General features: G+C 31.3%; 20 protein-coding genes. 2 read left to right on the forward strand and 18 right to left on the reverse strand.

All coding sequences use genetic code 11. The features are described 5' to 3' along the window. Window positions 1-205: 205 nt before the first annotated feature. The 9 genes from CA_RS13170 to CA_RS13210 all read right to left on the reverse strand — a co-directional run bounded on the left by CA_RS13170 (window position 206) and on the right by CA_RS13210 (window position 9,537). Window positions 206-823: a class I SAM-dependent methyltransferase gene (locus CA_RS13170; RefSeq protein WP_010965863.1), complete on the reverse strand. Its 618-nt coding sequence runs from the start codon at window positions 821-823 to the stop codon at window positions 206-208. Between the two features lie 101 nt (window positions 824-924). Beyond that, window positions 925-1,668 (reverse strand): class I SAM-dependent methyltransferase, encoded by a 744-nt coding sequence (locus CA_RS13175; RefSeq protein WP_014518993.1) that lies wholly within the window; start codon window positions 1,666-1,668, stop codon window positions 925-927. Window positions 1,669-1,727: 59 nt separating this feature from the next. Continuing rightward, window positions 1,728-2,315: a rubrerythrin RubY gene (gene rubY, locus CA_RS13180; protein WP_010965865.1), complete on the reverse strand. Its 588-nt coding sequence runs from the start codon at window positions 2,313-2,315 to the stop codon at window positions 1,728-1,730. A gap of 33 nt (window positions 2,316-2,348) precedes the next feature. Next, window positions 2,349-2,828: a 6-carboxytetrahydropterin synthase gene (locus CA_RS13185; RefSeq protein ID WP_010965866.1), complete on the reverse strand. Its 480-nt coding sequence runs from the start codon at window positions 2,826-2,828 to the stop codon at window positions 2,349-2,351. Window position 2,829: 1 nt separating this feature from the next. Then, window positions 2,830-3,957 (reverse strand): GGDEF domain-containing protein, encoded by a 1,128-nt coding sequence (locus CA_RS13190; RefSeq protein WP_010965867.1) that lies wholly within the window; start codon window positions 3,955-3,957, stop codon window positions 2,830-2,832. Further along, a complete protein-coding gene (locus tag CA_RS13195) occupies window positions 3,957-5,324 on the reverse strand; it encodes a TIGR03111 family XrtG-associated glycosyltransferase (RefSeq protein ID WP_010965868.1) in 1,368 nt (455 codons plus the stop codon). Before CA_RS13195 ends, CA_RS13190 begins: the two co-directional genes overlap by 1 nt. Then, the gene (gene xrtG, locus CA_RS13200; RefSeq protein WP_010965869.1) at window positions 5,305-5,901 is read right to left on the reverse strand and encodes an exosortase family protein XrtG; all 597 of its coding nucleotides are present in this window, start codon (window positions 5,899-5,901) and stop codon (window positions 5,305-5,307) included. Before xrtG (CA_RS13200) ends, CA_RS13195 begins: the two co-directional genes overlap by 20 nt. Beyond that, window positions 5,898-6,545 (reverse strand): Firmicu-CTERM sorting domain-containing protein, encoded by a 648-nt coding sequence (locus tag CA_RS13205; RefSeq protein ID WP_010965870.1) that lies wholly within the window; start codon window positions 6,543-6,545, stop codon window positions 5,898-5,900. Before CA_RS13205 ends, xrtG (CA_RS13200) begins: the two co-directional genes overlap by 4 nt. Then, complete coding sequence (locus CA_RS13210) at window positions 6,529-9,537, reverse strand: 6-pyruvoyl-tetrahydropterin synthase-related protein (protein WP_010965871.1); 3,009 nt, start codon at window positions 9,535-9,537, stop codon at window positions 6,529-6,531. Before CA_RS13210 ends, CA_RS13205 begins: the two co-directional genes overlap by 17 nt. A 142-nt stretch (window positions 9,538-9,679) precedes the next feature. Here CA_RS13210 and CA_RS13215 point away from each other — a divergent pair, with 142 nt between their 5' ends. Further along, on the forward strand, window positions 9,680-11,848 hold the full coding sequence (locus tag CA_RS13215) for a YhgE/Pip domain-containing protein (RefSeq protein ID WP_010965872.1): 2,169 nt from the start codon (window positions 9,680-9,682) through the stop codon (window positions 11,846-11,848). Between the two features lie 17 nt (window positions 11,849-11,865). Then, window positions 11,866-13,995: a YhgE/Pip domain-containing protein gene (locus tag CA_RS13220; RefSeq protein WP_010965873.1), complete on the forward strand. Its 2,130-nt coding sequence runs from the start codon at window positions 11,866-11,868 to the stop codon at window positions 13,993-13,995. A 29-nt stretch (window positions 13,996-14,024) separates the two neighbouring features. Here CA_RS13220 and CA_RS13225 read toward each other — a convergent pair whose 3' ends face one another. The 9 genes from CA_RS13225 to CA_RS13265 all read right to left on the reverse strand — a co-directional run bounded on the left by CA_RS13225 (window position 14,025) and on the right by CA_RS13265 (window position 24,061). Then, window positions 14,025-15,470, reverse strand: coding sequence for a hypothetical protein (locus CA_RS13225; protein WP_010965874.1), 1,446 nt, complete (start codon window positions 15,468-15,470; stop codon window positions 14,025-14,027). Window positions 15,471-15,627: 157 nt separating this feature from the next. Next, on the reverse strand, window positions 15,628-16,089 hold the full coding sequence (locus CA_RS13230) for a 6-carboxytetrahydropterin synthase (RefSeq protein ID WP_010965875.1): 462 nt from the start codon (window positions 16,087-16,089) through the stop codon (window positions 15,628-15,630). Then, window positions 16,086-16,535, reverse strand: coding sequence for a GtrA family protein (locus tag CA_RS13235; protein WP_010965876.1), 450 nt, complete (start codon window positions 16,533-16,535; stop codon window positions 16,086-16,088). The genes CA_RS13230 and CA_RS13235 overlap by 4 nt, the downstream gene beginning before the upstream one ends. After that, the gene (locus tag CA_RS13240) at window positions 16,510-17,739 is read right to left on the reverse strand and encodes a diguanylate cyclase domain-containing protein (RefSeq protein WP_010965877.1); all 1,230 of its coding nucleotides are present in this window, start codon (window positions 17,737-17,739) and stop codon (window positions 16,510-16,512) included. The genes CA_RS13235 and CA_RS13240 overlap by 26 nt, the downstream gene beginning before the upstream one ends. Before the next feature lie 2 nt (window positions 17,740-17,741). Continuing rightward, entirely contained in the window at window positions 17,742-18,521 is a 780-nt protein-coding gene (locus tag CA_RS13245; protein WP_010965878.1) for a glycosyltransferase family 2 protein, read from the reverse strand. After that, window positions 18,514-19,884 carry a TIGR03111 family XrtG-associated glycosyltransferase gene (locus CA_RS13250; RefSeq protein ID WP_010965879.1) on the reverse strand — a complete coding sequence of 457 codons (1,371 nt, stop codon included), beginning with the start codon at window positions 19,882-19,884 and terminating at the stop codon, window positions 18,514-18,516. Before CA_RS13250 ends, CA_RS13245 begins: the two co-directional genes overlap by 8 nt. After that, window positions 19,856-20,461, reverse strand: a complete 606-nt coding sequence (gene xrtG / locus CA_RS13255; protein WP_010965880.1) for an exosortase family protein XrtG — start codon at window positions 20,459-20,461, stop codon at window positions 19,856-19,858. Before xrtG (CA_RS13255) ends, CA_RS13250 begins: the two co-directional genes overlap by 29 nt. Then, window positions 20,458-21,096 carry a Firmicu-CTERM sorting domain-containing protein gene (locus CA_RS13260; protein ID WP_010965881.1) on the reverse strand — a complete coding sequence of 213 codons (639 nt, stop codon included), beginning with the start codon at window positions 21,094-21,096 and terminating at the stop codon, window positions 20,458-20,460. The genes xrtG (CA_RS13255) and CA_RS13260 overlap by 4 nt, the downstream gene beginning before the upstream one ends. Continuing rightward, window positions 21,080-24,061 (reverse strand): 6-pyruvoyl-tetrahydropterin synthase-related protein, encoded by a 2,982-nt coding sequence (locus CA_RS13265; RefSeq protein WP_010965882.1) that lies wholly within the window; start codon window positions 24,059-24,061, stop codon window positions 21,080-21,082. Before CA_RS13265 ends, CA_RS13260 begins: the two co-directional genes overlap by 17 nt. Between the last annotated feature and the right edge of the window lie 119 nt (window positions 24,062-24,180).

Consider the following 24,180-nt stretch of genomic DNA (forward strand, 5'->3'; position numbering starts at 1 on the left):
CTTCATCCTCTTGTAATATAAACTGCTTAAAGAAGTTCCATAATTCAATCATTTTTTGTTTTACCATTTTAAGATGTACTTCCTACTCTCATAAATGTTCATCTCTTTATTGCAAACATAGGATACGTCTTTAGTATATGCAAAGCCTAAGCTTTCAAGAACCTTCCCTGACACAGCACTTTTCTTTTGTTCATTGCTAAATTTCTTACTTATATATCTCTACTATCCATGTAAAATTAACTATATGTTCACTAATAATCTTAAAACCAAGTGACTTAACATAGTCTTTTAGCTCTTCTAAGTCAGTATAATATCTACCATCTATTACCTCCCATAAATCTTGCCTTTTCTTAGATAATAGCTTATTTCTACATTCCTCTTTTTCAGCTTTGTTTTTGAACATATAGTCTCCAATAATTATCCTTCCATCATCTTTTAAATACCCAATCATATTCTTAATAGCCTCTTTTTTCTCTTCACTATTCAGTCCATGAAAAGCGTAAGTAGTTACAACAACCCCTGCCCATTTTCCTATAAACGGCTTGTCCGAAAAACTTCCTATTTTAAACTTTATATGTTTGTATTTTCTTTTAGCACCTTCAAGCATTTCTAAACTTTTATCAATTCCTAAAGCTTCTATTTCTTTACTTAATTCTCCACATAAATTTCCTGTTCCACAGCCCATATCAACCACAGTTTTAGCCTTATACTTAATTATCCTTTTTCTAATTTCCGCCAAAGTTTCCTCGTACTTTTCAAACAGACCAAGTTCATCATTTTTTTTCTCTTTCACCATCCTATCAAATCTTGATGCCTTATCCACATTTATCACCAATCCTTTGATTAAGTTTTCTATACTTTAAGAATTATGTTACAAAGACCAAGCCGACTATTTAGTTACTTAGTATACTCTTCATTAGTTTACTATTCAAGAGCATAGTTTTTTAATGCCTTTTTCAAAATTATGTGATTAAAAAATGATATATTCACATATTCATCTATATTTGATACCATCATTTCAATTTTAAACATCTTTTCCTGCCATATAGGATCTTCCTTAATCTTATTATCCTGCTGGAGCGCCCAAAAAGTTCTAATTCCAAGCACCTTAATAATTTCAACTTCAAATCCTTTGCACCACTTTTTAATATCCTCTAGCTTATAATATGAAACCTTCCCAAAACCTAAAACCTCTATTATTCCGCCATTTAAAAGCTTCTCCGCTTCATCAATATTATTTTCAAAAACAACCTTTTGCATTATTCTTCCTGCATGATTATGCTTAACAAGAGATATTATTCCCCCTGGTTTAAGAATTCTTAAAAACTCTTTAAATATTTCCTCCCTCTCTTTTGCATACTCAAAGACATTGTGACAAAGTATAACATCAAAATAATTATCTTTCTGACTTTTTAACGCTTTAAGGTCTCCGACAATTTGAATATAATCATTTTCTTGTATTCTAGCCTCAACCAACTCACTGTTTGGCTCTATTGCAATTACCATATTATTACTTGCAAAATGATTTGCTGTAATACCAAAGCCGCTTCCAAAATCAAGAACTTTAGAAGTTTTTATTTTATCTAACTGCTGCCATAAAACTCTGTAAAATAATATTCCCCAAGGTTTTTTTATATTATCTAAATAGTTTTTCAAATTATTGTTCACTATGTACTTACTCCCATCTATATTAAGCAAGGAATGGGTTAATCCCCATCCCTTATAAATTAATAGTTTTCACTTAATATTTCAAAATATGCTTGAGGATGAAGACATGCTGGACAAACTTTTGGAGCAGTCTTCCCCTCAAATATATATCCACATTTTATACATTTCCAAAACTTAACTTCGTCTTTTTCAAATACCTTATTCTCTTCAATATTTTTTAGAAGAGCGTTGTATCTTTTCTCATGCTCTTTTTCTACTGCTGCTATAAGTCTAAAGGCAGCCGCTACTCCCTTAAAACCTTCGTCCTCTGCTGTCTTTGCAAAACTAGGATATAAATCTGTCCATTCTTCATTTTCTCCTTTAGCAGCTGCAATTAGGTTCTTTTTTGTATCACCTAATGTAGTTGGATAGGAAGCTCCATTTATTTCTACAGCTTCATCATCTAGTCCTTCACTTAGAAACTTAAAAAAACGCTTTGCATGCATTCTTTCGTTCTCTGCCGTCTCTAAAAATATGTTGGATATTTGAACATACCCTTCCTTCTTAGCTGTATTTGAATAAAAAGTATATCTGTTTCTAGCCTGTGACTCTCCTGCAAATGCTTTCATTAAATTTTCTGCTGTCTTTGTACCTTTAAGTGATTTCATATAATACCTCCTAAAATGTGTTACTATATAATTTTACACCATTTTTACATTTTTTTCCAATAGTTTTTTTAATTCTTTAACTTTATTAATAGCAGCTTCTTCTAGAATATCCTCCTTTTCAAAATTCAAACCATATTTCAATTCCGCTTCTCTTGATAAATCTATAACATACGAACGAGTTGGTGTTTCACTTATCTCTATTGACAGTAAGATCCATCCCTTTTCTGCAAGAAGAGCTTTCATATTATCTTTAAAAAACTTACACATATTCTCCAAGGTAGGATTCAGAGTTATAAAAGGTTCAATTCTATTTATATATGAATCCTGATATTTTTTCATATATTTTTCTACATACCTCTCAACATCATTAAAGATAACGAAACCAGTATGAAACTTTATAGTGTAGATTGTAATTTCCCAGGTATGAGGATGCTCCTCTCCTAGCACTCCGTTTATGAATATTGAATGCGAAGCATTAAGGTAAAATTTAAATTTATATTCGTCATACTGCAAATTAAATTCCCCCCCATAGCTTTATTTTTTCTGCTGCAGATCTAACGTTCATGATAATTTTCCCCTCTTCTCTTTCCTTAACAGAAATTCCATATATGAATGTGTAGTTTGTTTTATGCTTAACGTTATCCATAAACTTAAATGCCTCTTCCCTATTTGTATTAAGCTTTATAATTGCGAATTTGTTGTAATCAATTCTAGAAACAATATCATTGCCATAAAAAACTTTTCCAGCTTCAGAAATTACCTCCTCTGAGGTTGGAAAAGCTTCAACTACAATAACAGCTATTGGCATAAATATACCCATATTTATTTTATCTAAAATTTTATAAAAAAACTCCATGTTGTAAACACCTGTTAAAGAATCTCTTATACTTGCTTTTTTTAAAGATTCCTCAGTTCCTGATAGCTTTTCTATAAAACTTTCAATATGAAGATTTTTATATCTTATGGTTTTTTCTAAATCTAAAATATTTTTGGTTGCAAAATATATATGAAGAAGAAAGGCACAAGAGATTATAATTAAAATTAAAGTAATCAAGCTAGAAAATATAATAAGTCTTTCTCTATGCTCATCAATACAGGTTGCACGAATAAGATAATCTTTTGAAACAGCTGTACCTAAGGTATATAACTTTTCACCTGATTTAAAGGGGTACCAAGCATCAATTTCCTTACCACCCGAGCCTTTTCTTATCACCTCATCATAGCCACTTCCACCACTTAAAATACTTCTTTTCATATAAGAAAGATTTTCTCCTCCATTATACTCTAAACTAAAAAAGAACTGCTTTAAGCTTTTATTTTTATATCTCGATGTATTAGTATCATTTCTTTCAAAAACAACTCCATCTTTGCTATATAGAAATACATAGTTGTTCTTAGAATTTGTCTCCTTTTTAAGAATATCATCTACAACCTTTTTCTCATCTGAAGCCTTTAAAGCATACTGTACTCTATCTCCAATTTCGTTGGTTTTTAAATACTGCTGTTCCATAAAAAACTTTATTATATTACTTTTATTTATATTTATTTCTTTTATAATCGAATACCAAAAGATACAGATTAAAAATACACTTACTACAAATATTAAAAATACCTTCAGTATGAATTTCTTTTTATCTTCCATCAATCATTCACCAAACGCCTTATTTTATTTATTCCTTTACCTATCATTCTAAAATCTGATTGTATAACCTTTAAAAACGCAGTCCATTCATCATTAAGAGTAAGTGTTTTCCACTTACTCTTAATTTTTATGCTGTTAATTATTCCTGCAAAACGTATCCAAAACACCACAAAATTATAAATAGGCATTAAAAATATATAGCCCCATCTAGCTTTATAATATTCTCTTATACTTTTATATTCCTTAAGATATATCCTCACATTTAAATAAAACAAAAATGTAGACAGTACGTAGAGCATATATATTATTACAAGAGATCCTACAACAAGCTTCACTGGGTAGTTCATAAAAAATAAAAATATTATAGCAAAATACCATATCATTCTAGGGAAAGCAAAGGTATGATCATACATAACAACCCTTATCATAAAATTATGAAAAAAACCTAAAGGAGAATTCATTTTATTTTTAAAAAACATATGAGAAACCTCAATTTCTCCCCTCTGCCACCTCTGCCTTTGCGTATAAAGCTTATTTAAATTCTCTATTGGATCTACAAAAAATATAGAATTTTCACAAAGATACACCTTCTTTTTTAAAAGCCTTCTCACCTGAAAGGTTATATGCGTATCCTCACAAACAGTTTTGCTGTTATAGAGCTGTGTTTTTAAAATAGTAGACTTTCTAAAGGCTGAAAACGCACCAGAAAGAGTGTATATACTATTTATCTCTGATTCGAAGTTTCTTCCCGCTAAAAATGCCTGAGCATACTCAAAGAATTCGCATCTCCTTATTAACTTTAAAAACCTTTTATGAGTTTTTTCTATTCCTTCTATATCACTTAAAATTGCTCCAGTCATACAGTGAATATTCGGATTTTTCTCAAAGCGAACTATCATGTTTTTTATTGCATCATAATGAAGTTTTCCATCACTATCTATATGAATTATATATTTACCTGCACTATTAAAAAGTGCCATATTAAGAGCTTTTGACTTTCCCTGCTTTGAATTCATATACCTCATAGAAAGTCCACAAAACTCTTTTTGACATTGAGAAAAAACCTGAAAGCTGTCATCACTGCTCATGTTATTTACAAGGATTAAGTCTATAAGTCTTGTGGGGTAACTGCAATTATATATAGATTCTATACATCCCTTTAAGGTAGCTTCAGAATTGTATATAGGTATTATCAAAGTTATTTCTGGAAGCGTTCCAATGAAGCCTTCTCTATTAGAGTTAAAACTCTTTTTAACCAATATAAAAAAGCCTCCGAAAGCGGGGATTATCTCCATAATTAGTGGTATTATAATCCATGCCATCCAAAATATCAATTCCCTTAAGGTCTTACTTAGTAGTATACTCATATGAAACATTACCTACCTTTTGCCTTTTTATATGAGATTTTGTAAACACATGAAAATATAGAATTATAGAAAGAATATAAAAAATAAGTCTTCCAAATATAGTGTGTGCGAAATAAAAAGTGCTATCTCCATAATAGTGTACTATGCTGCATATAATAACAATTCTAAGTATATTTGCAGCAAAAATCCAAAGTGCGCCTATAACTGTGTACATTATTTTTTCAAGTGTATTATACAGTGGAAAAAACCATAAAAGTGCCATGTAGGCAAAAATCTCTATAACTCCAGAACATTCATAGTCTATATACATAGATATATTGCAGTTATTAGTATTTATAAATATAAGTCCATAGTCAGAGAAGGATTTAAAATACCCTACAGCATCTCCAATAAGCCCAGAAACCACCGTTACCCAAAGCGTCAAAAGCATAACTGCAAATTTTTGAAAAAATATAATCATGAAAAAAAATAGCCCAACAGCTCCTATTAAAAACTTAAAAAAATGCAGCTTTGCTCTTACTAAAACCGTTAATAAATATATCCAAAATATAAATAAAGAGACTACAAGCACCCTCATATAGCCGCCCTTAGATTGTTTCTTCTTTTAATCATAAATACACCTGATATAGCTATTATGCTGCAAATTAAAACGCTAAAATACGGTCCTGTACTTCCAACCTGAAAAGCAGCATATCTATCTCCCAAATCTGGTATTCTGAGCTTCACATTTTCAATTCCTACCGCACCTTGGGTTCTAAATTCTGATAAAGGTATTTTAAATTCAGCTTGATCACTGGTCTTTCCATCACTATTATTTCCACGCACAATATACCCATCTGTAGAAACTGCCGTGTAACCTCCATCCATATCAAAGATTGTAACTCTTCCAGTTTGTGGCCTGTCGGGAGCAATCTGCAAATGTTTCTGAACTGTATTACTATCATTAAAGGAACATTCTATAACATAATAACTTAAGCCCTGACCACCTCGCGTTCCCATTTTTATATACAAATATAGATAATTGTTATCAGTATATTCCCTAAGCTGATGTACCTGTTCTGGTGTAACACTTGGATACCTTAAATAAGTTATTGGCTTATCCTCCCAATCATCAAAATATCCATCTAAAGTTATTCCATTAGATGCAGCATTAACACTTAAGGGCAGTAAAATCAAGGCAGCTATAAACAAACTAAAAAACCTTTTAAGTATTCTTTTCAATACATTCACCCTTCCCCTTAAATACAAAAACAATTAATATAATTAGCCCAATTAACCCCATTAAAGATAAAGCTATACCCTTTTTTAAATATGGATAAGTTACAGAAATGTTTGTAACACCTTTTTCCCGTACATTTAGAAGATTTTGATCCATATATATTTTCTTATCACTCATATATGCATCTAAAAATGCAATGGTTGTATTCACACTTTTTTTAGGAGAATTTATCTTTATTGAATTTTTATTATAACTTACCTTAAGAGGAACAATTTCACGTTTAGGAACATTTGTAAGTTCCTTTCCTATTATTTCATTCATAATATCAAGTGACTTACTATCTTCATTAGTCATACCATTAAACATAAGATTAAATCCAAGAAAATACACATTTTTATTATCTTTAATTCCAGACGCTAAAAAAGCAATTTTCTTATCATTTATCCAAGAAAAGCCCTTTACATTTTGAGTATTTGTAAGATATACCGTATTCCATTTTTTATACTCTTCTTTAAATTTTACATCTGCCACATACCTTTCTTTATTAAAAAATAAATCAGGCATTTTATTGTCAAAAACTATTGGCTCTGAAATCACACCTAAGAATATCATTCTATCTGTAATATTATCTGTAGGTATTCTATTCATATCTACAATTACTCTAACACCTTTTTTGCTTAACTTTTTTACTATACCTTCTGCTTTTGATCTATTATTATAGGAAAATCCTGATAAATAAATAATCTTATATTTCATAAGATCATTCAATGAATAGTCTTCAAGATTATTTGAGCTTCCTATTTTAAATGAAGGATATAAAAGTTGTATCTCCTTTGCCGACTTCCCTATACAAAGCCCCTCGTATTTTGTAATAACGCCAAAGGCTTTAGGTGTGCTCTTATGAAATATATAACTGTCAGCATTTTCAAAACAAAGCTTATAACCAGAAAGCTTTGCACCATAATCTATATCACTAAAGCTTTTTCTATTATCCTTTATCACAGATTTTCTTAGAACTACGGTATCACAACCCATTTCAAGAGACCGATCAAACATATACTTGTAATATCCATTTTCAAGAGCAGTATTTAATAAAACAATATTGCTTGATGTCGCAGCCCCCTGCCATGCCCATCCATATGAATAAGCTGATTTATCCTTGCCATTACAAATATAATATGAGGCGTAAGAGGCAAAGGTGCTATCATCCATAAGTGATATTCTTTGCTTTGTTACAGCCTTAGCCTTAGAAAGTACCTTTATAGCCTCTAAGTTTTTTCCTTTTGGATAAAGTGAAAATCTAAAAGATAGAGAACTATCAGCTATTATGATAATTAAAACTATTAGCTTAATATATCTCTTTAAGCTTTTCCAGTTTAGAAGGCTTATTGTAAATAAAGCGTAAGCTATAGGTGCAAATCTTATCATCCAAAACAGTTGATTTAGTGGAAGCTTAGACACTATAGGCAAAAATGCAGTAGTGCTTCCTAAAAAAATGACAACTGAAGTTATAAATCCCGGTAAGCTCTTCTTTTTTGAAAGTATTATACCCAAAACAGCCACAACAAATATAGATAAACCATAATAAAACATACCATTTCTTCCCTCTTGCGTAAGCCGTATAAATGGGTTTAATGCATCTGTAAATTTTGCACTAAAAAATTTCATAACTTCGCTTGTTGCCTCGCTGTCCATTGAAGTAAGTCCGCCTTTAAGTGCTGGATAAAGCCAAATCCCACAAATTGCAATTCCTATTCCCATTGCTGTTAAACACTGAAGAGGCTTTATAACTTTTTTAAATATAATGGAGTAAATGAATAGAAACACGAATGACGCAGTTACCACCATTGCAGCTACCATAAGATGCGTCATAGTAATAAGCGTCATAAATAATGTCATCGGTAATATTGACCACTTCCTGCCATAATTCACAAAATCCCACAAGAAGTAAAATAGATATGGCAATAAAGCTGTTATTAAAGCTCTCGGAATATTTCCCTCATAGAAAAGCACCTTTAAGTTCTCAGGAAGAAAAAACCATAATATTCCTAAAACTAATGAAATGAATATACTTCTTTCTCTTATCCCCCAAATAAGCCATCCTAAGGCTCCTATAAAGAAAATCAAGCTAATAAAAATAAGATATGCCCCACTAACATTTCCTCTTACCAAAAACTCACATGCTGCAAGTAAATAATAAGAAAAAGGAGCCCAATACCTAAAGGGCTGTATTCCGTTATACCAGTAATTTGTAAAAAGCGGATAAAGATTACCTTGCCTTATACTCTTATACAAAAAATCCGCTTTAAATAAGTGTCCATAAGTATCTACCCCCCAAGGATATCCTTCAATATTTTTTAAATAAACCATTAATGAAGTTCCTAAAAACATAATAATAAATAGTGAAATTAAAACTCTTAAGCTTACGTTATAGCTTTTTTCAATTTTCTTTTTCTTCTCTTCTTTCGGTTTATTTTCTTCTACATATTTTATCTCTACCTCTGGCATATTCTTTCTTATTATTTTTTCAGCTTTTTGAAATTTTCTAACTAATTCCTCTTCACATACACTAATAATTCCATCTAAAGTTAACCTTCTTAGCTTGTTATACTGTCTCTTCTCTTCTACATCCTTACAATTGTTTACAACATAAACTCTTGAAGGATTTTCACTTATTTCTAGTCTCGTAAGCTCAACCTTTTTTTCGTTAAACACTTTTGTAATTTCCTTAAACAAAAAGTTTCCTATATTCTCTAACGTAGGCTCAAGTTTGTCAAAAGGAGATATTTTATTAAGCTCCTGTGCTTCATATCTTCTTAAATAATCATTGACTAATTTTTCAATTTTGTTATAAAGAAAAAATTCATCATCGGCTATCCTTATTTTTATTGCAATCATAAAAGTGTGAGAATGCACATTTCCTCTTTTGTTATTTATTAAAACGCTATGGGATGCATTTAACTTAAATTTATAGACATATCCCCTAAATTCCACTCATTACCTCCCATAATTGTATTTTAATTACATAATATCATTAAAATGAAAAACAATCAATTAGCTTAAAAACTTTTTTCGTATTAAGAAGTATATTAAATCCTCATATAAAATATAATATGACTAACAAAGGGGGATAACTATGAGACATATTTATAATATTGTAAGTATATATAAGAGGGATATTAAAAGCATTATAAAAAATCCAATAGCCCTTTTGATTATAGGAGGGCTTTGTGTAATTCCATCTCTATATGCTTGGGTAAATATACAAGCTTGCTGGAATCCCTATGAACACACCAGCAGTATTCCTGTTGCTGTAGTAAACAACGACAAAGGTGGTTCCTTTCGCGGAAAATACTTGAATATGGGAAATCAAATTGTAGATAATTTAAAAAAGAATCATAAAATAGGTTGGGTATTTGTAAACACAAGAAATGCAAATATGGGTATTATCGATGGCAGTTACACCGCTATGATTGAAATTCCAGAAAATTTCACTGGAAGATTTACAAGTATACTTAAAACTCCCCCAAAAAAACCTGAAATTATATATAAGGTAAATACAAAACTAAACCCTGTGGCAGGAAAAATAACAGGAGTAGCTAAAGATACCTTGACCAACGAAATCACAACTGAATTTATAGCTACTGTAAATAAAGCTATATTTTCTTCTTTAAACAAAGTAGGCGGAGAAGCTGAAAAAAATAAAAACAATATACTGAAATTAAAAAATAATATAATCGATGTAAATAATAATATGGATCTTATACTATCGCTGCTAAACAGTATAAACAATAATTCTAACAACCTAAGTATGTTTTTAACACAATTAAAAGCCACTATCCCAACTATAAATAGCAGCTTAAGTATGATATCTAAAAATAACACTGACAACAAAACCATGATTTTAAACACTCAAAACACCTTAAATAATTCTTTTAATAACATAGCTCTAAATTTAAACAATGCTGAAGCTGCAAGCTATAGAATTAAAAATCTTACTGATGCACTTAACACAAATTTTTCGAGTAGTAACGCCTCTATAATTTACTCTGACATATCTAAAATAAACACTGAGCTAGATAACCTAAATAACTCAATTTCATCGATAATAGAATTTCTGCAAAATATAAGCGCAACCTCACCCAATGAGTCTTTAGCTAATATGCTTGTATCACTAAAAAATACTCAAGGTTCAATTGCTTCACAAAAATCTGATATAAACAATCTTCAAAAACAGCTTCTTAGCACAAATAACCTAAATAAAGCTTTAGTTGCTTCAATAACAAATAGGTCTTCTACCATGAACAAAGATCTCATAAACACTAATACTAGCTATAATGGCAGCGTTAAAGCTTCTTTAAATTCAATATCACAAAATTTAGTTAATGTAACTAACGACGCCTCCTCTATTCTAGGAACTGCACAAGATTTAAATAATGGCATAAATAACTTACTTCAAACTTCTATAGATGGGAGCAATCTATCTTCAAAAGTGTCTTTAGATCTAAAAAATAGACTTCTTCAGTTTAAAGATATAATTTCAGCTTTAAGCAGTAAGCTTCAGGAGACTAATAATAACGACTTAATTCAAATTATAAGCATCCTCCAGAGCAATCCTGATTTTATGGGAAATTTTATTTCCACTCCCTTTAGTATAAAGGATGAATCCATTTACAGCATACCAAATTACGGTTCTGGTATGGCACCTGTATACACAGTACTTGCAATTTGGGTTGGAACTTTGCTCCTTGTATCCTTACTAAAAACAAGAGTTCCGGATTCTCAAGGATTACATATACTAACCTTACGTGAAAAGCACTTTGGAAAAATGTTAACCTTTATAACCCTAAGCTTAATACAGTCTTTTATAGTATCTCTTGGTGATATACTACTTCTAAAAATTTATACTGTAAATCCTGCTCTTTTAATTGCCTTTGCACTGATGTCAGGCTTCACCTTCTGTGTAATAGTTTTTACCTTAGTATCTACTTTAGGCAATATAGGAAAAGCAATAAGTATTATATTTTTAATAATACAAATTGCAGGCAGCGGTTCTACTTATCCAATACAGGTTGACCCATTATTTTTCAGAATCCTTCAACCTATGCTACCTTTTACCTATAGCGTTGGTGGATTTAGAGAAGCTATAGCTGGACCTTTAATAAGCAGCGTTATGCTTGATTTTACTGCCTTAATACTTATTTCAGTTGTATTCATATTTTTTGGTTTCTTCTTTAAAATACCTCTTCACAGGCCAATTTCAAAATTTGAAGACGGTTTTAAAAAATCAGGCGTTGGTGAATAAATTTAGGAGGTAACTTCATGAAAAAAATTTTCAAAATATTTTTAAGAGATTTAAAAAGCATTAAAAGAAGCCCTTCTGCTATTGGTATGATAGTTGGCCTATGCTTTTTACCTTCCCTATATGCTTGGATAAACATAAATGCTTGCTGGGATCCTTATGCAAATACAGGTAATATTCCGATTGCTGTTGTAAATGAAGACGAAGGTGCTATTTTTAATAATAAAAGAATAAATGCAGGAAATGAAATTGTATCTGAGCTTAGAAAAAACAAATCTATTAAGTGGATATTTGTGGATGAATGGCAGGGAAACTATGGATTAAATGAAGGAAAGTATTATGCCCTTTTAGACATCCCCCGCAATTTTTCAAGTGGACTTACAAGTCTAACAACAACAACTCCAGAAAAACCTTCTATAATATATAGGAGTAATGAAAAATTAAATGCAATAGCTTCAAAAATAACAAATTCAGCTAAGGATAAAGTTGCTCAGGAGATAAAAACAAGTTTCGTAAATACAGTTACAAAAGAAACCTTAACATTAATAAAATCCAATAAAAACATTATGAATAAATCAAATATTATTCAGCTTAAGGACACTATAAATGAAGCATCTAAAAATCTTATAAACACACAAAATTACATACAAACTGCAAATAAAAGCTCTCAGGATATAAGCAGTTACTTATCAAAGCTTCAAGGAACTTTGCCAAAACTAACAGACCAGATTAACAATCTTCAAAATGCTGCCCAAAGCAGTAAAAATCTAATTTCAGCTACAAAACAAACCCTTATTACAACCTCCAGTGATTTAAATAACGATATGGTTGAAATTCAAGCTGAAAATGGTCAATTTCAGGGTATTTTATCTGGAATGAAGAATACAACTTCTTACTCAAATCTAGAGCAACTAAATAGCATAAATAATTCCCTTGATAGCAATTTAAAATCCACAATAAATAATCTACAGGCAATATCTAAGACTAACACTATACCTAATGCAAATTCCATAATAGGTTATCTTCAAAATGCAGACGCCTTAGCAGCTAATACAAAAAATTCTCTATCTCAGCTTAAAAGTTCTATTGATAACAATGCACCAAAGGATGCAATAAACAGCCAAATTGATTCAATTTCTGCCTTAAGCAATGAGCTTTCAAACGACATGCTAAATATATCAAATGGCTTTTATTCTTCTGTTCTTCCTCTTTTAAATAATATGGGAGATAACTTAAATGGAAATTTAACTAATATAAGTACACTTTTAGAAAGCACAAAAGTATTAATTCCTCAGCTAGATGCTTTAGCAAATTACGGTAAGGCTACAAGTACACTTTCCATAAATCAAGCAAACGATATAAACAGTAAGCTTTCATCACTTTCAGGAGAACTTAATAGACTCAGTGGCAAAATGAATTCTTTAAGTGATTCAGATTTAAATGATATAATAAAACTTTTATCTATGAACACTAATGAATTAGCAAGTTTTATATCCTCTCCTCTAACCACAAGAGAAGTGGATATTTACGGAGAAGGAGTCTTTGGAGTTGGCTTAACACCCTTTTACTCAGTCCTTGCTATATGGGTAGGAGTATTACTTCTCTCCTCAATGCTTACAACAGAATTTAAAAATTTAAGTGGAAGAGAGCATCTTAACATTTGGCAGGAACACTTTGGCAAAATGCTTTTATTTTTGGTATTATCCCTTATTCAAACCACCATCATAATACTTGGTGATAAGTATATACTTCATGTAAATCCTCAAAACATGCTTTTACTCATGTGTTTTGGCTGGGTATGTTCTGTCACCTTTACCTTTATTATATTCACTCTAGTTGCGATATTTGGAAATGTAGGCAAAGCAATAGCCGTTGTAATGATGGTCTTTCAGATTGCAGGCTCCGGAGGTATATATCCAATACAAACAAATCCAAAAATCTTTGGTATATTAGAACCTCTTTGGCCATTTACCTACGGAATAAATGGTTTTAGAGAAGCCATATCAGGTCCTATATGGAATAATGTCTACAGCAATCTCAGAAATCTAGGCTTCTTTATTATTTTTTTCTTTTTTCTAACTATTTTAAAAAGACCCTTTCACAAACTTACAAGAGCTATGGAACATAAATTTAAGGAATCCCAACTATAATAAAAACTCTCCTTAAAGGAGAGTTTTTATTATTTTGTTAAATATACTACAACTCTATTAATCCAAAATGTTCCTGTTCCATCTGTAACCACATATAATCTATCAAAAGTTTTAGACTGATCATAACCTGAAGTCATAAATTGTGTATTTAACTTTTTAACAGCTTTTTTTAGTGTATCAATATCATTAGACTTTGTGGAGGTGTATTCTTTATATACTCCTGCTACCTTATAAACAGTTCCATTTTGTGCTGTATATAATCCTCCGTTATTATAATCATAAAGCTTAATCAAATTATTTTTTGCCTGTTCCTCTGTCGCCTCCCTATCTGCAACGTAATTTCCCTGAAGATCTATAGCATCAAATACATTACCAGTTATTTTATCCCCCGCATCATTATATGCGTATATAATTCCTGTAGGATTTTCAATCTTATTTACCTCTTGATTCAATTTATCTGATGAATTCCAATCCATTTTAGTCTTATCTTTATCAAATGCAGGCTGTGGTATATTGGAATAATCTATAAAATCCACTGGCTTTGGAGTACTTCCATCTGCTGTTTTAACTATTCTAACCTCGATTGCCTCTATTCTAAGCCCTTTACCATCTGTTCCTGCTTCTTGTCCATCACTTACCCAATCTTGCCAGCCTATGTTTTGCACATGCGCTCTATATTGAACACTGTAGCCTGGCAAGTTCTCTAGTGCAATCTTTATTGCTTCAACTCTAAATCCTCTACCGTCTGTTCCTGCCTCTTCTCCATCCTGCACTGCCTCTTGCCAACCTATATTTTCTACATGTCCTTGGTACTTTATATGTGCTCCTTCTGGTGCATTTGTTAAATTAAGCTTTAATGCCTCAACTCTAAGTCCCTTACCTTCTGTTCCTGATATTTGTCCATTTTCAACAGCATCCTGCCAACCCACATTTTGAACATGACCAGCATAGCTTACTCCTACAGTTGAATTATCACTTACTTTAACTATCTTAACCTCAAGTGCTTCTATTCTAAATCCTTTACCATCTGTTCCTGCTTCTTGTCCATCACTTACCCAATCTTGCCAACCTATATTTTGTACATGTGCTCTATACTGAACACTATAACCTGGCATATTCTTAAGCTTTATCCTAAGTGCTTCTACTCTTAACCCTTTACCATCTGTTCCTGCCTCTTCTCCATCTTGCTTCCAATCCTGCCAACCTATGTTCTGTACATGACCTTGGTACTGTATATGCGCTCCTTCCGGCGCATTAGTTAAATTAAGCTTTAACGCCTCAATTCTAAGTCCTTTACCATCTGTTCCTGCTTCTTGTCCATTTTCTACAGCACCTTGCCAACCTATATTTTCTACATGCGTAGCATAAGACACACCTAACTCTGTATCTGCTTTATAGCTTTTATCTGTTGGCATTCCCAATATAAAAACAAAAGCAGCTGCTGCTATAAATCCTATAATTTTATTACTTTTCATCTTGTTTCCTCCTTGAATGAATTTTATTGTCAACATTTATATTTTATAATTGTTATTTTCCTTTTTCAATAACTTTTTGTATTAATGTAATTAATAGGGTTGTATTGAGCAAATATAAAAACAGCATCAGTATCAATGCTGTTTCTACAATTCAAACCTAAATTTTCTTCATTCTCTCAATTTTATTTTTAACTGCATCCTTTAAATATTTCATTTGTGAAGTATTGTCCTCATATGCACTCTCATACTTCACTTCATCCCCCACATCTATAATATACGATCTTGTTGGTGTCTCACTTATTTCTATAGACAAAAGCACCCATCCATTTTTCGAAAGAAGTTTTCCTAGCGTTTCTTTAAAGTATACACATATATTTTCAAGTGTAGGATTTATTTTATTAAAAGGTTCCGTATCATTCAAATAAATATCTTGAAATCCTTGAAGATATTTATCTATCTTTTTCTCTACATCGTTAAATATAACGAAGCTATCATTTATTTTTATTGTATTAATAGTAATTTCCCAAGTGTGAGGATGCTTATCTCCAAGCACTCCATTTAAAAATATAGAATGTGCCGCATTAAGATAGAACTTAAATCTATATTGATTGTATTTCAATTTCTCATTCCTCCCTTCTCACCAAAATATTTTCCTAAAAATAAATAAATATATTTTCTCATAAAATACATAACAAAGAATGGTATAACTATTGACGCTCCTTTGCTAAGCAAAAAATTTATATCTTTTCCAAGGAAATAAAACACTCTAATATAAGACAAATATACAATAAAATCTGCCATCAAAAGTCCAAACAAGAAGGTTATAAAATATACTCCAATTCCTAAAATGCCATATTCCACATTAAAAACAGATTTTGAGGCTAAAAGATAATGTATTATAAATCCAATTATAATCCCTATAGTATTGGCATAAACTATTCCTACATTTAAAAAACTCATAATTACCCAAACTGCTGCTATATCTATTACTGTTACAAAAATAGAGTATGAAAGATATTTTATTATAGAGCCGTACCGATTAAATTTCTTTTTTAGATTCTCCATAGCCTGTTCCTTTCTCTAAAGCCATTCTTGAAGCTTCCAATATACTTAATAAACTCTCTTCTTCGTTTAATTTCACCTTTAGTTCAGCTCTTATCTTTCCACCTTCATATTTCTTCACTACATTTTCTCTCATTTTATCAAGCCTTTTTAAAGCGTCTTTTTCAGTAGTGTTAGTCATAACAATTACAAATTCATTGTCATCCGTTCTTGAAATTATATCAGTATCACTACAATTTGCCTTAAAAACCTCTGCTGATGAAATGATAAATTCTTCTCTATCTTCATCCTTATGAAAATCGCCCTCTAATAAAATTGCTGCTACAGATATAGGAAGAAATGCTCCTCCCTTCATTCCTTTTATAACTCTATAAAGAAACTCCTTGTTATAAACTCCCGTAATGGTATCCTTTGTCACCGCCATTTCAGCTATTTCTCTACACTGGTTAACTTCTAAAACGAGTTCCTCTGTCTGAAGATTTTTCTTTTTAAGCTGATTTTCTAACTTCTCTATTTTTTTATAATCTGAAAACATGCAAAACACAAATAAGCTTGATATGACTATAATAACTGCTGTAAACATCGATGACCAAACATAGGTTATAACTTCATGCTGACTAAGTTTTGTTTCTCGTCTAATATAGTTTTCAGAAGCAGCCATTCCAACTAAGTATTTTTCATCTCCGACCTTAAAAAAACTCCAGCTTATAATCTCTTTATCATTCTTAATACCTTTCTTAACCTCAGAATATCCGCTTATACCATTCTCCATTAGGCTTTTAGCATCACTTAAATCTTCTCCTCCGTTATATTCCCAAAGCTCAAAAACTTTATCAATACTCCTATTTTTGTATTTTGCAGTACTTTCAGTATTTCTCTCAAAAACAACATACTTAGTATTATAGAAGAACACATACTTGTCTTTAGAATTATTTTCTTTTTGTAGAACATTCTTTATAACTTTTTCTTCTACCTTCTTAATTGGCATTTTCTCATCACTTATATAATTTTCCATGCTGTCATAAACCTTATCTGCTAAACGCTCAGTGCTATCATATTGACTATAAGAATATGCCTTTAGTATATTTTCTTCATGGTTTTTCGTCTCAAAAAATACACACCATAAACAAACTGCTATAGATATCAAACTTAACATGAATATAATAAATACTTTAAATAAAAAACTTTTTTCTCTTTTCTTCTCCATAATCAATCCTCTAAAACGGGTTCTACCCCTTTTCTTATTTTTTTAAGCCTTAAAGTAAGTTTTACACTGTTAATGGCTGTAATTAGAACCTTCATTTTGCTCACTCCACCTTTAAAATCATATCTAAGTGTGAAAGGAACTTCTTTAAATACAGCTCCGCAAATATTAAGCTTGTACAAGAGCTCTACCATACAAGTAAAACCACTTTCCTCTATAAAACTTTCACCAAAAACTTTAAATGCAGTTTTAAGTGCAGAGGTTCTATAAAGTCTATAACCGCAAGTATAATCTCTAACATTTTTCACTCCTAAAAAGATAGTATAAACAAATCTAGCTCCATAGCTTGCAGTTAGTCTAAAAAAGGGAACTCCCTTAACACATGATCCTTTTTGATACCTTGATGCAATTACTACATCTGTCTTCTCCATTTTTTCTATCATACTGAATACGTATCTAGGATCTTGAGTATTATCGCAATCCATAATACAAACATATTTGCTGTCAGATCTCTTTTCCATGACATACTTTATTCCTGTATTTATTGCCTCTCCAAGTCCTTTATTTTTATCATGCTTTATAAGATAAAAATTATCATATTTCCTTTCTAGCTCTCTACCTATAACTTCTGTTTTATCCTTGCTTCCATCATCTATAACAAATATGTTTAAACTAAGCTCATACTTATACTTTAAATCCTTGCAAAGCTGCTGCCATCTTTTCACAAGCTTTTGTATATTTTCTTCTTCATTGTAAGCTGGAAGTACCACTGAAATCTCATTCATTATTTACCACCTGCCTTAGCTTATTTAATACTTTAAATACAACACTAAAATCTCTTTTAAATACACCTAAAAAGTTTCTCCACTCATCAGTTAAATTAAGAGTTTTCCAGTTTCCCTGAAGTTGTATGCTATTTATAATGCCACAAAATCTTATCCAAAACACACCAAAGTTATACATAGGCATTAAAAATATTAAGTAGAACTTTTTCGCATAGTATGATCTAACCTCTTTATATTTCTTTAAATAAGATATTACATTGAGATAAAACAAAAATGCAGATAATGAATATAGAAGATAAATTACAGCAACCGAACCCACCACAAGATAAATTGGATAGTTCATAAAAACCAAGAATATAAGTGCAAAATACCATATCATTCTGGGAAAGGCAAAGGTATGATCATACATAAGAGTTCTTACCATGAAATCACTGACAAAACCTTTGCCAAACTTAAGTCCGTCTCTTAAAAACATATGAGAAACTTCTAGTTCTCCTCTTTGCCATCTTTGACGCTGAGTATATAGTTTATTAAAACCTTCAATTGGATCTACAAAAAATAATGCATTCTCACACAAATATACCTTTTGATTTAAAAGCTTCTTTACCTGAAAAGTTATTTGAGTATCTTCACTTACAGTTTCACTATTATAAAGCTGAGTTTTTAGGATTGTTGACTTTCTAAAGGCTGAAAAAGCTCCTGAGAGAGTATATATGCTTCCCACCTCAGATTCAAAATTTCTTCCAGCTAAAAAAGCCTGAGCATATTCAAAGAACTCACATTTTCTTAAAAGCTTAAAAAAACTTCCCTTAGTCTTTTCAATTAACTCCTTGTCTGTTAAAATTACACCCGTCATGCAGTGAACATGTGGATTTCCTTCAAAACGTGTTACCATATTTTTTATAGCATCCTTATGAAGCTTACCATCACTGTCAATGTGGATTATATATTTCCCGCTGCTGTTAAACAGTGCCATATTAAGTGCCTTAGATTTACCTTGTTTTGAATTCATATATCTTAGAGATAAACCATCAAACTCCTTTTGACATCTTGTAAAAATCTTAAAACTGTTATCTGAACTCTGGTTATCAACTAACATTACATCAATAAATTCAGAGGGATAGTCCGAATTATATATAGATTCAATGCAACCTTTAAGAGTATCTTCTGAATTATACACAGGAACAATAATAGTAATTTGGGGCAATTTGCCTGAAAAGGCTTTATCTTTTATTGAAAGTCTCTTTCTTAAAAGTATTATAAAACCACCAAGTGCAGGAACTATTTCCATCAAAAAAGGAATGATAATCCATGCCATCCAAAAGACCATTTCTCTATAGGTTTTGCCCAGCATCATTTCCATAAGAAACATTACCTACTTTCTGACTTTTTATTTGAGACTTTGTAAATACATAAAAATATAAAATTATAGATAATACATAAAAAACTATTCTTCCAAATATAGTGTGCGCAAAGTAATACATATTGTTTCCAAAAGCGTGAACCAGTGCACAAATTATAAATATTCTAAGGGTATTAGCCATAAATATCCAAGCTACTCCTGCTATGTTATACATTACCTTCTCAAGTGTAGTATACAGTGGAAAAAACCACAAAAGAGCAGTAAAGGCAAGTATTTCAATAACACCTGAGCACTCATAATCAATATACATGGATATATTAACACTGCCCTTTGTTATTAGTATAAGAGCATATTGGTAATACGCCTCGTAATAACCTGTGGAATTTCCTATTATCCCAGCCACTGCTGTAACAGCCTTGCTCAATATCCCAACAAGATATGGCTGAAGAAATATCATCATAAAAAAGAACATTCCAACAGATCCAATAAGAAACTTAAAAAAATGCAACTTTGCTCTGACTAATAGCGATATCACATATATCCATAAAACAAATAAAACTCCTAATAATATGTTCATATAAGCTTTCTTCTCTTTCTTCTATAAAAGTAAAATCCAAACGCAGCCACAGAGCTTGACATAGCAATTCCCATATAAGGATAGGTGCTTCCAACTTGAAATACTATTTGTTGATATCCAAGATTAGGAAATTGCAAATTCAAAGTAAACATCTTTCCACTATCCTTTTGAAATTCGGACAATGGTATTCTAAATTCAGCTTCATCACTAGTTTTTCCATCTGAATTGCTTCCTCTAGTAACATAACCGTCATCGGAAATTTTAGTATACCCTCCATTAGCATCAAAAACAGATACTCTACCTGTTGTGGGGCTATCTGGAGAAAATTGTAGTTGCTTCTTTTCACCATTATCAACATTAAAATATATAATATAGTGGTTAATTTGCTGTCCTCCTGTAACTCCCATTTTTATATGCAAATATAAATTTTTATCATCCGAATACCACTTTACAATATGAACCTGTCCTGGACTTTCCCAATCATACTTAATTTGTGCATACGGCTTGTCTGTCCAGTCATCATAGTAACCATCTAAAATTACACCATTCGACTCTGCACGAACCGTATATGGTCTCACTATTATAACTTCAATTACTAAAAACATTATCGTCAAGAACTTAATTACTTTCTTCACTGTGTCTTCCCCCTCTGTAAACAACCATAATTAGTACTAAAAATCCCAAAATTCCCATTAAGGATAAAATCATCCCTTTTGCTAAGTAAGGATAAGTAACCTGAATCTCTGTTTTTCCTTTACCTACCTTTAAAAGATTCTGATCAGAATAAATTTTATCTTTACTTTTATAAGAATCTAGAAATGCTAATGTTGTATTAACATCCTTATCTCTTGAGTCTATAACAATAGAATTCTTACTATATTTTACATTCAAAGGAACTATGGTTCTTGTAGGAGTTTCTTTATTAGATCCCATAACGTTATCCATAATGCTTAAAGCCCCATTATCTTCATTTGTCATTGCATGAAACATTAAATTAAATCCAACAAAAGTAATATTTTTGTTATCTCCAGTACCCTTTCCCATAAATGTTAGCTTTTTATCCTTTATCCACGAGAAACCTTTTATATCTGAAACATTTTGAAGATATACTGTATTCCATTTTGTATATTCCTTTTTAAAAGCTCCGCTTACATATTTCTCATTTTCGTAAAATAAATCCGGAAGCTTTTTGTCAAAAGTAATTGGCTGAGCTGTTACACCTAAAAAGCTCATCCTATTTGTGGTTTCATCTGAAGGAATCCTATTCATATCAATTACTACCTTAATACCCATTTTACTTAATTTAGAAATCATATTTTCAGCTTTAGCCTTATTTTTATAATTAAATCCAGAAAGATAAATAATCTTATATTTCTGAAGCTCCTCTAACCTGTAGTCATCAATACTGTAAGAAGCCCCAGACTTAAAGCCTGTATACTCTAGTGGTATTTCTTCTGCAGAACGCCCTATACTAATCCCATAATATTTTGTTACAACCCCAAAGGTTTTTGGTGTTTCCCTATGGTACACATAGCCCTCTACAGTTTCATTATATAAGAAATAATTTAGCTTTTTTGCCGCCTCATCAATAAGCTTAAAACTGCTCTTTTTCTTCTCAAGTGAAGCCTTTCTTATAACTACCGTATCGCATCCCATTTCAATGGATCTGTCAAACATGTAGTTATAATATCCATTTTCGAGAGCTGTATTTAAAAGCACTATATTTTTAGAGGTTGATGCACCTTGCCAAGCCCATCCATAAGAATAAGCCGTTTCCTTGCCAATGCTTGGAATATAAAATGACGGATATGAACCAAACATACTGCTATCTAAAAGAGCAATTCTCTGATTTGTAACCTTTTTTGCACTTTCAATTATGCTTTCAACGGTATTACTCTTTTCTGAAGGAAACAGTACAAAATTAAAGGATAATGAGCTATCTAGTATTATTAATGACAAAAATATTGCCATAAAGACCTTTTTACATTTTCCCCAATTAATAAGACTCATAATAAATAATCCATAGGCTATAGGCGTAAATCTCATCATCCACAAAAGCTGATTTAAAGGTAATTTTAAAAGTACTGGAACAAATGCAGTGGTTGTCCCTAAAAATACTATTATTACTGTAAGAAAACCTGGAACACTCTTCTTATTTGAAAGAAATATTCCAAGACAAGAAATTACAAAAATCGACACTCCGTAGTAAAAAAATCCGCTTCTTCCTGCAGCTGTTAGCCTTATAAGTGGATCAAGCGAGGTAGTAAAAGGTGTGCTTAAAGCTCTCATAACTTCTGAGGTTGAATCAGTATCCATTGATACAAGACCTCCCTTAAGTGCTGGATAAAGCCATATTCCCGCTATAGCAAAACATAAAAGCATGGCTGCTATACTCTGAATAGATCTTAAAAATTTCTTAGACAGAACTGCGTATATAAGCAAAAATATAAAAGTCGTAATGCCAAGCATCGCTGCAACCATTAAATGGCACATTATTATTAGAAGCATAATACCTGCCATAGCAATAATGGAAGCCTTCTTTCCCTTTTCAACAAAGCCCCATAAAAAATAAAACAAATACGGTATAAGTGCTGCTATAACAACTCTGGGTATATTTCCCTCAAAGAAAAATATTCTGATGTTTTCTGGTAAAAGGAACCATAATACTCCAAAAATAAAGCATATAAAAACTCTCTTTTCTCTATTTCCCCATAAAAGCCATCCAAAAGCTCCTACAAAAAACATAAGTCCTATAAACATAATGTATGCCTGCGATACATTTCCACCTGTTAAAAATTCAAGCAAAGCAAATATATAATAAGGGAAAGGTGCCCAGTATCTAAATGGCTGTATTCCATTGTACCAGAGCTTGGTAAACAGTGGATACATATTTCCATCCTTAAGACTCCTATACAAAAAATCAGCTTTGAATATGTGTCCATAAGTATCTATTCCCCAAGGATATCCCTTTTCTTTTGCCATGTATAGACTTAATAAAACTGCCAAAACTCCAAAGAGAAGTGCTGACGCTAAAACCTTTAATTTAGTACGGTCTCTTTTAATGGTCTTCTCTCTAGTCTCTTCTAATTCTTTGTGAACAATTTTTCTCTTTAAAATTTCAACATTATCTTTTATAATCTCATCTGTAGTAGAATTAATTAGGCTCTTCATTATAAGTGTTTTTATATTATTATCATAGCCTTTCTTCTTCTTACTGTCTTCAAAAACCACATTTTCTCTATGATGATTCACAACATAGACTCTAGCCGGTGTCTCACTTATCTCAAGTTTATTTAAAAAAATGCCCTTTAGTTTAAGCCTATCTTTCAGTTCATCAAAAAAGAAATCTCCTATATTCTCCAGTATAGGGTCAACTTTATCAAAAGGTTTAACCTTATTAAGTTCTTTTCCACTGTATATGCTTAAAAACTCACTAACTTTCCTTTCCACCTCATCATACAAAAGCATATCTTCACTGTCTATCTTAACAAAAAGAGATATCACAAAGGTATGCGAGTGCATGCTTCCCCTAACATTATCAATGATAACGCTGTGTGAAGCATTTAAATTAAATTTATACAAATATCCTTCAAAGTCCAATTTTACCTCCTATCACAGGTTAAGAATACCAATAACCTATTATGTCTATTGCGTTTTGACTTTTAAGTTAACACAAGTCACTATTTATATTATACCTAATTTCGACATATTTTTTAAGC

The sequence above is a fragment of the Clostridium acetobutylicum ATCC 824 genome (assembly GCF_000008765.1).
In the GTDB taxonomy this organism is placed as follows: domain Bacteria; phylum Bacillota; class Clostridia; order Clostridiales; family Clostridiaceae; genus Clostridium_S; species Clostridium_S acetobutylicum.

Excerpts from the sequence above, each read along its gene's own strand:
- CA_RS13225 (WP_010965874.1), bottom strand. The coding sequence starts at position 15,470 with ATGAAAAGTAATAAAATTATAGGATTTATAGCAGCAGCTGCTTTTGTT.
- CA_RS13240 (WP_010965877.1), bottom strand. The coding sequence starts at position 17,739 with ATGGAGAAGAAAAGAGAAAAAAGTTTTTTATTTAAAGTATTTATTATA.
- CA_RS13235 (WP_010965876.1), bottom strand. The coding sequence starts at position 16,535 with ATGGAGAATCTAAAAAAGAAATTTAATCGGTACGGCTCTATAATAAAA.
- CA_RS13195 (WP_010965868.1), bottom strand. The coding sequence starts at position 5,324 with ATGAGTATACTACTAAGTAAGACCTTAAGGGAATTGATATTTTGGATG.
- CA_RS13215 (WP_010965872.1), top strand. The coding sequence starts at position 9,680 with ATGAGACATATTTATAATATTGTAAGTATATATAAGAGGGATATTAAA.
- rubY (WP_010965865.1), bottom strand. The coding sequence starts at position 2,315 with ATGAAATCACTTAAAGGTACAAAGACAGCAGAAAATTTAATGAAAGCA.
- CA_RS13190 (WP_010965867.1), bottom strand. The coding sequence starts at position 3,957 with ATGGAAGATAAAAAGAAATTCATACTGAAGGTATTTTTAATATTTGTA.
- CA_RS13250 (WP_010965879.1), bottom strand. The coding sequence starts at position 19,884 with ATGGAAATGATGCTGGGCAAAACCTATAGAGAAATGGTCTTTTGGATG.
- CA_RS13220 (WP_010965873.1), top strand. The coding sequence starts at position 11,866 with ATGAAAAAAATTTTCAAAATATTTTTAAGAGATTTAAAAAGCATTAAA.
- xrtG (WP_010965880.1), bottom strand. The coding sequence starts at position 20,461 with ATGAACATATTATTAGGAGTTTTATTTGTTTTATGGATATATGTGATA.
- CA_RS13245 (WP_010965878.1), bottom strand. The coding sequence starts at position 18,521 with ATGAATGAGATTTCAGTGGTACTTCCAGCTTACAATGAAGAAGAAAAT.
- xrtG (WP_010965869.1), bottom strand. The coding sequence starts at position 5,901 with ATGAGGGTGCTTGTAGTCTCTTTATTTATATTTTGGATATATTTATTA.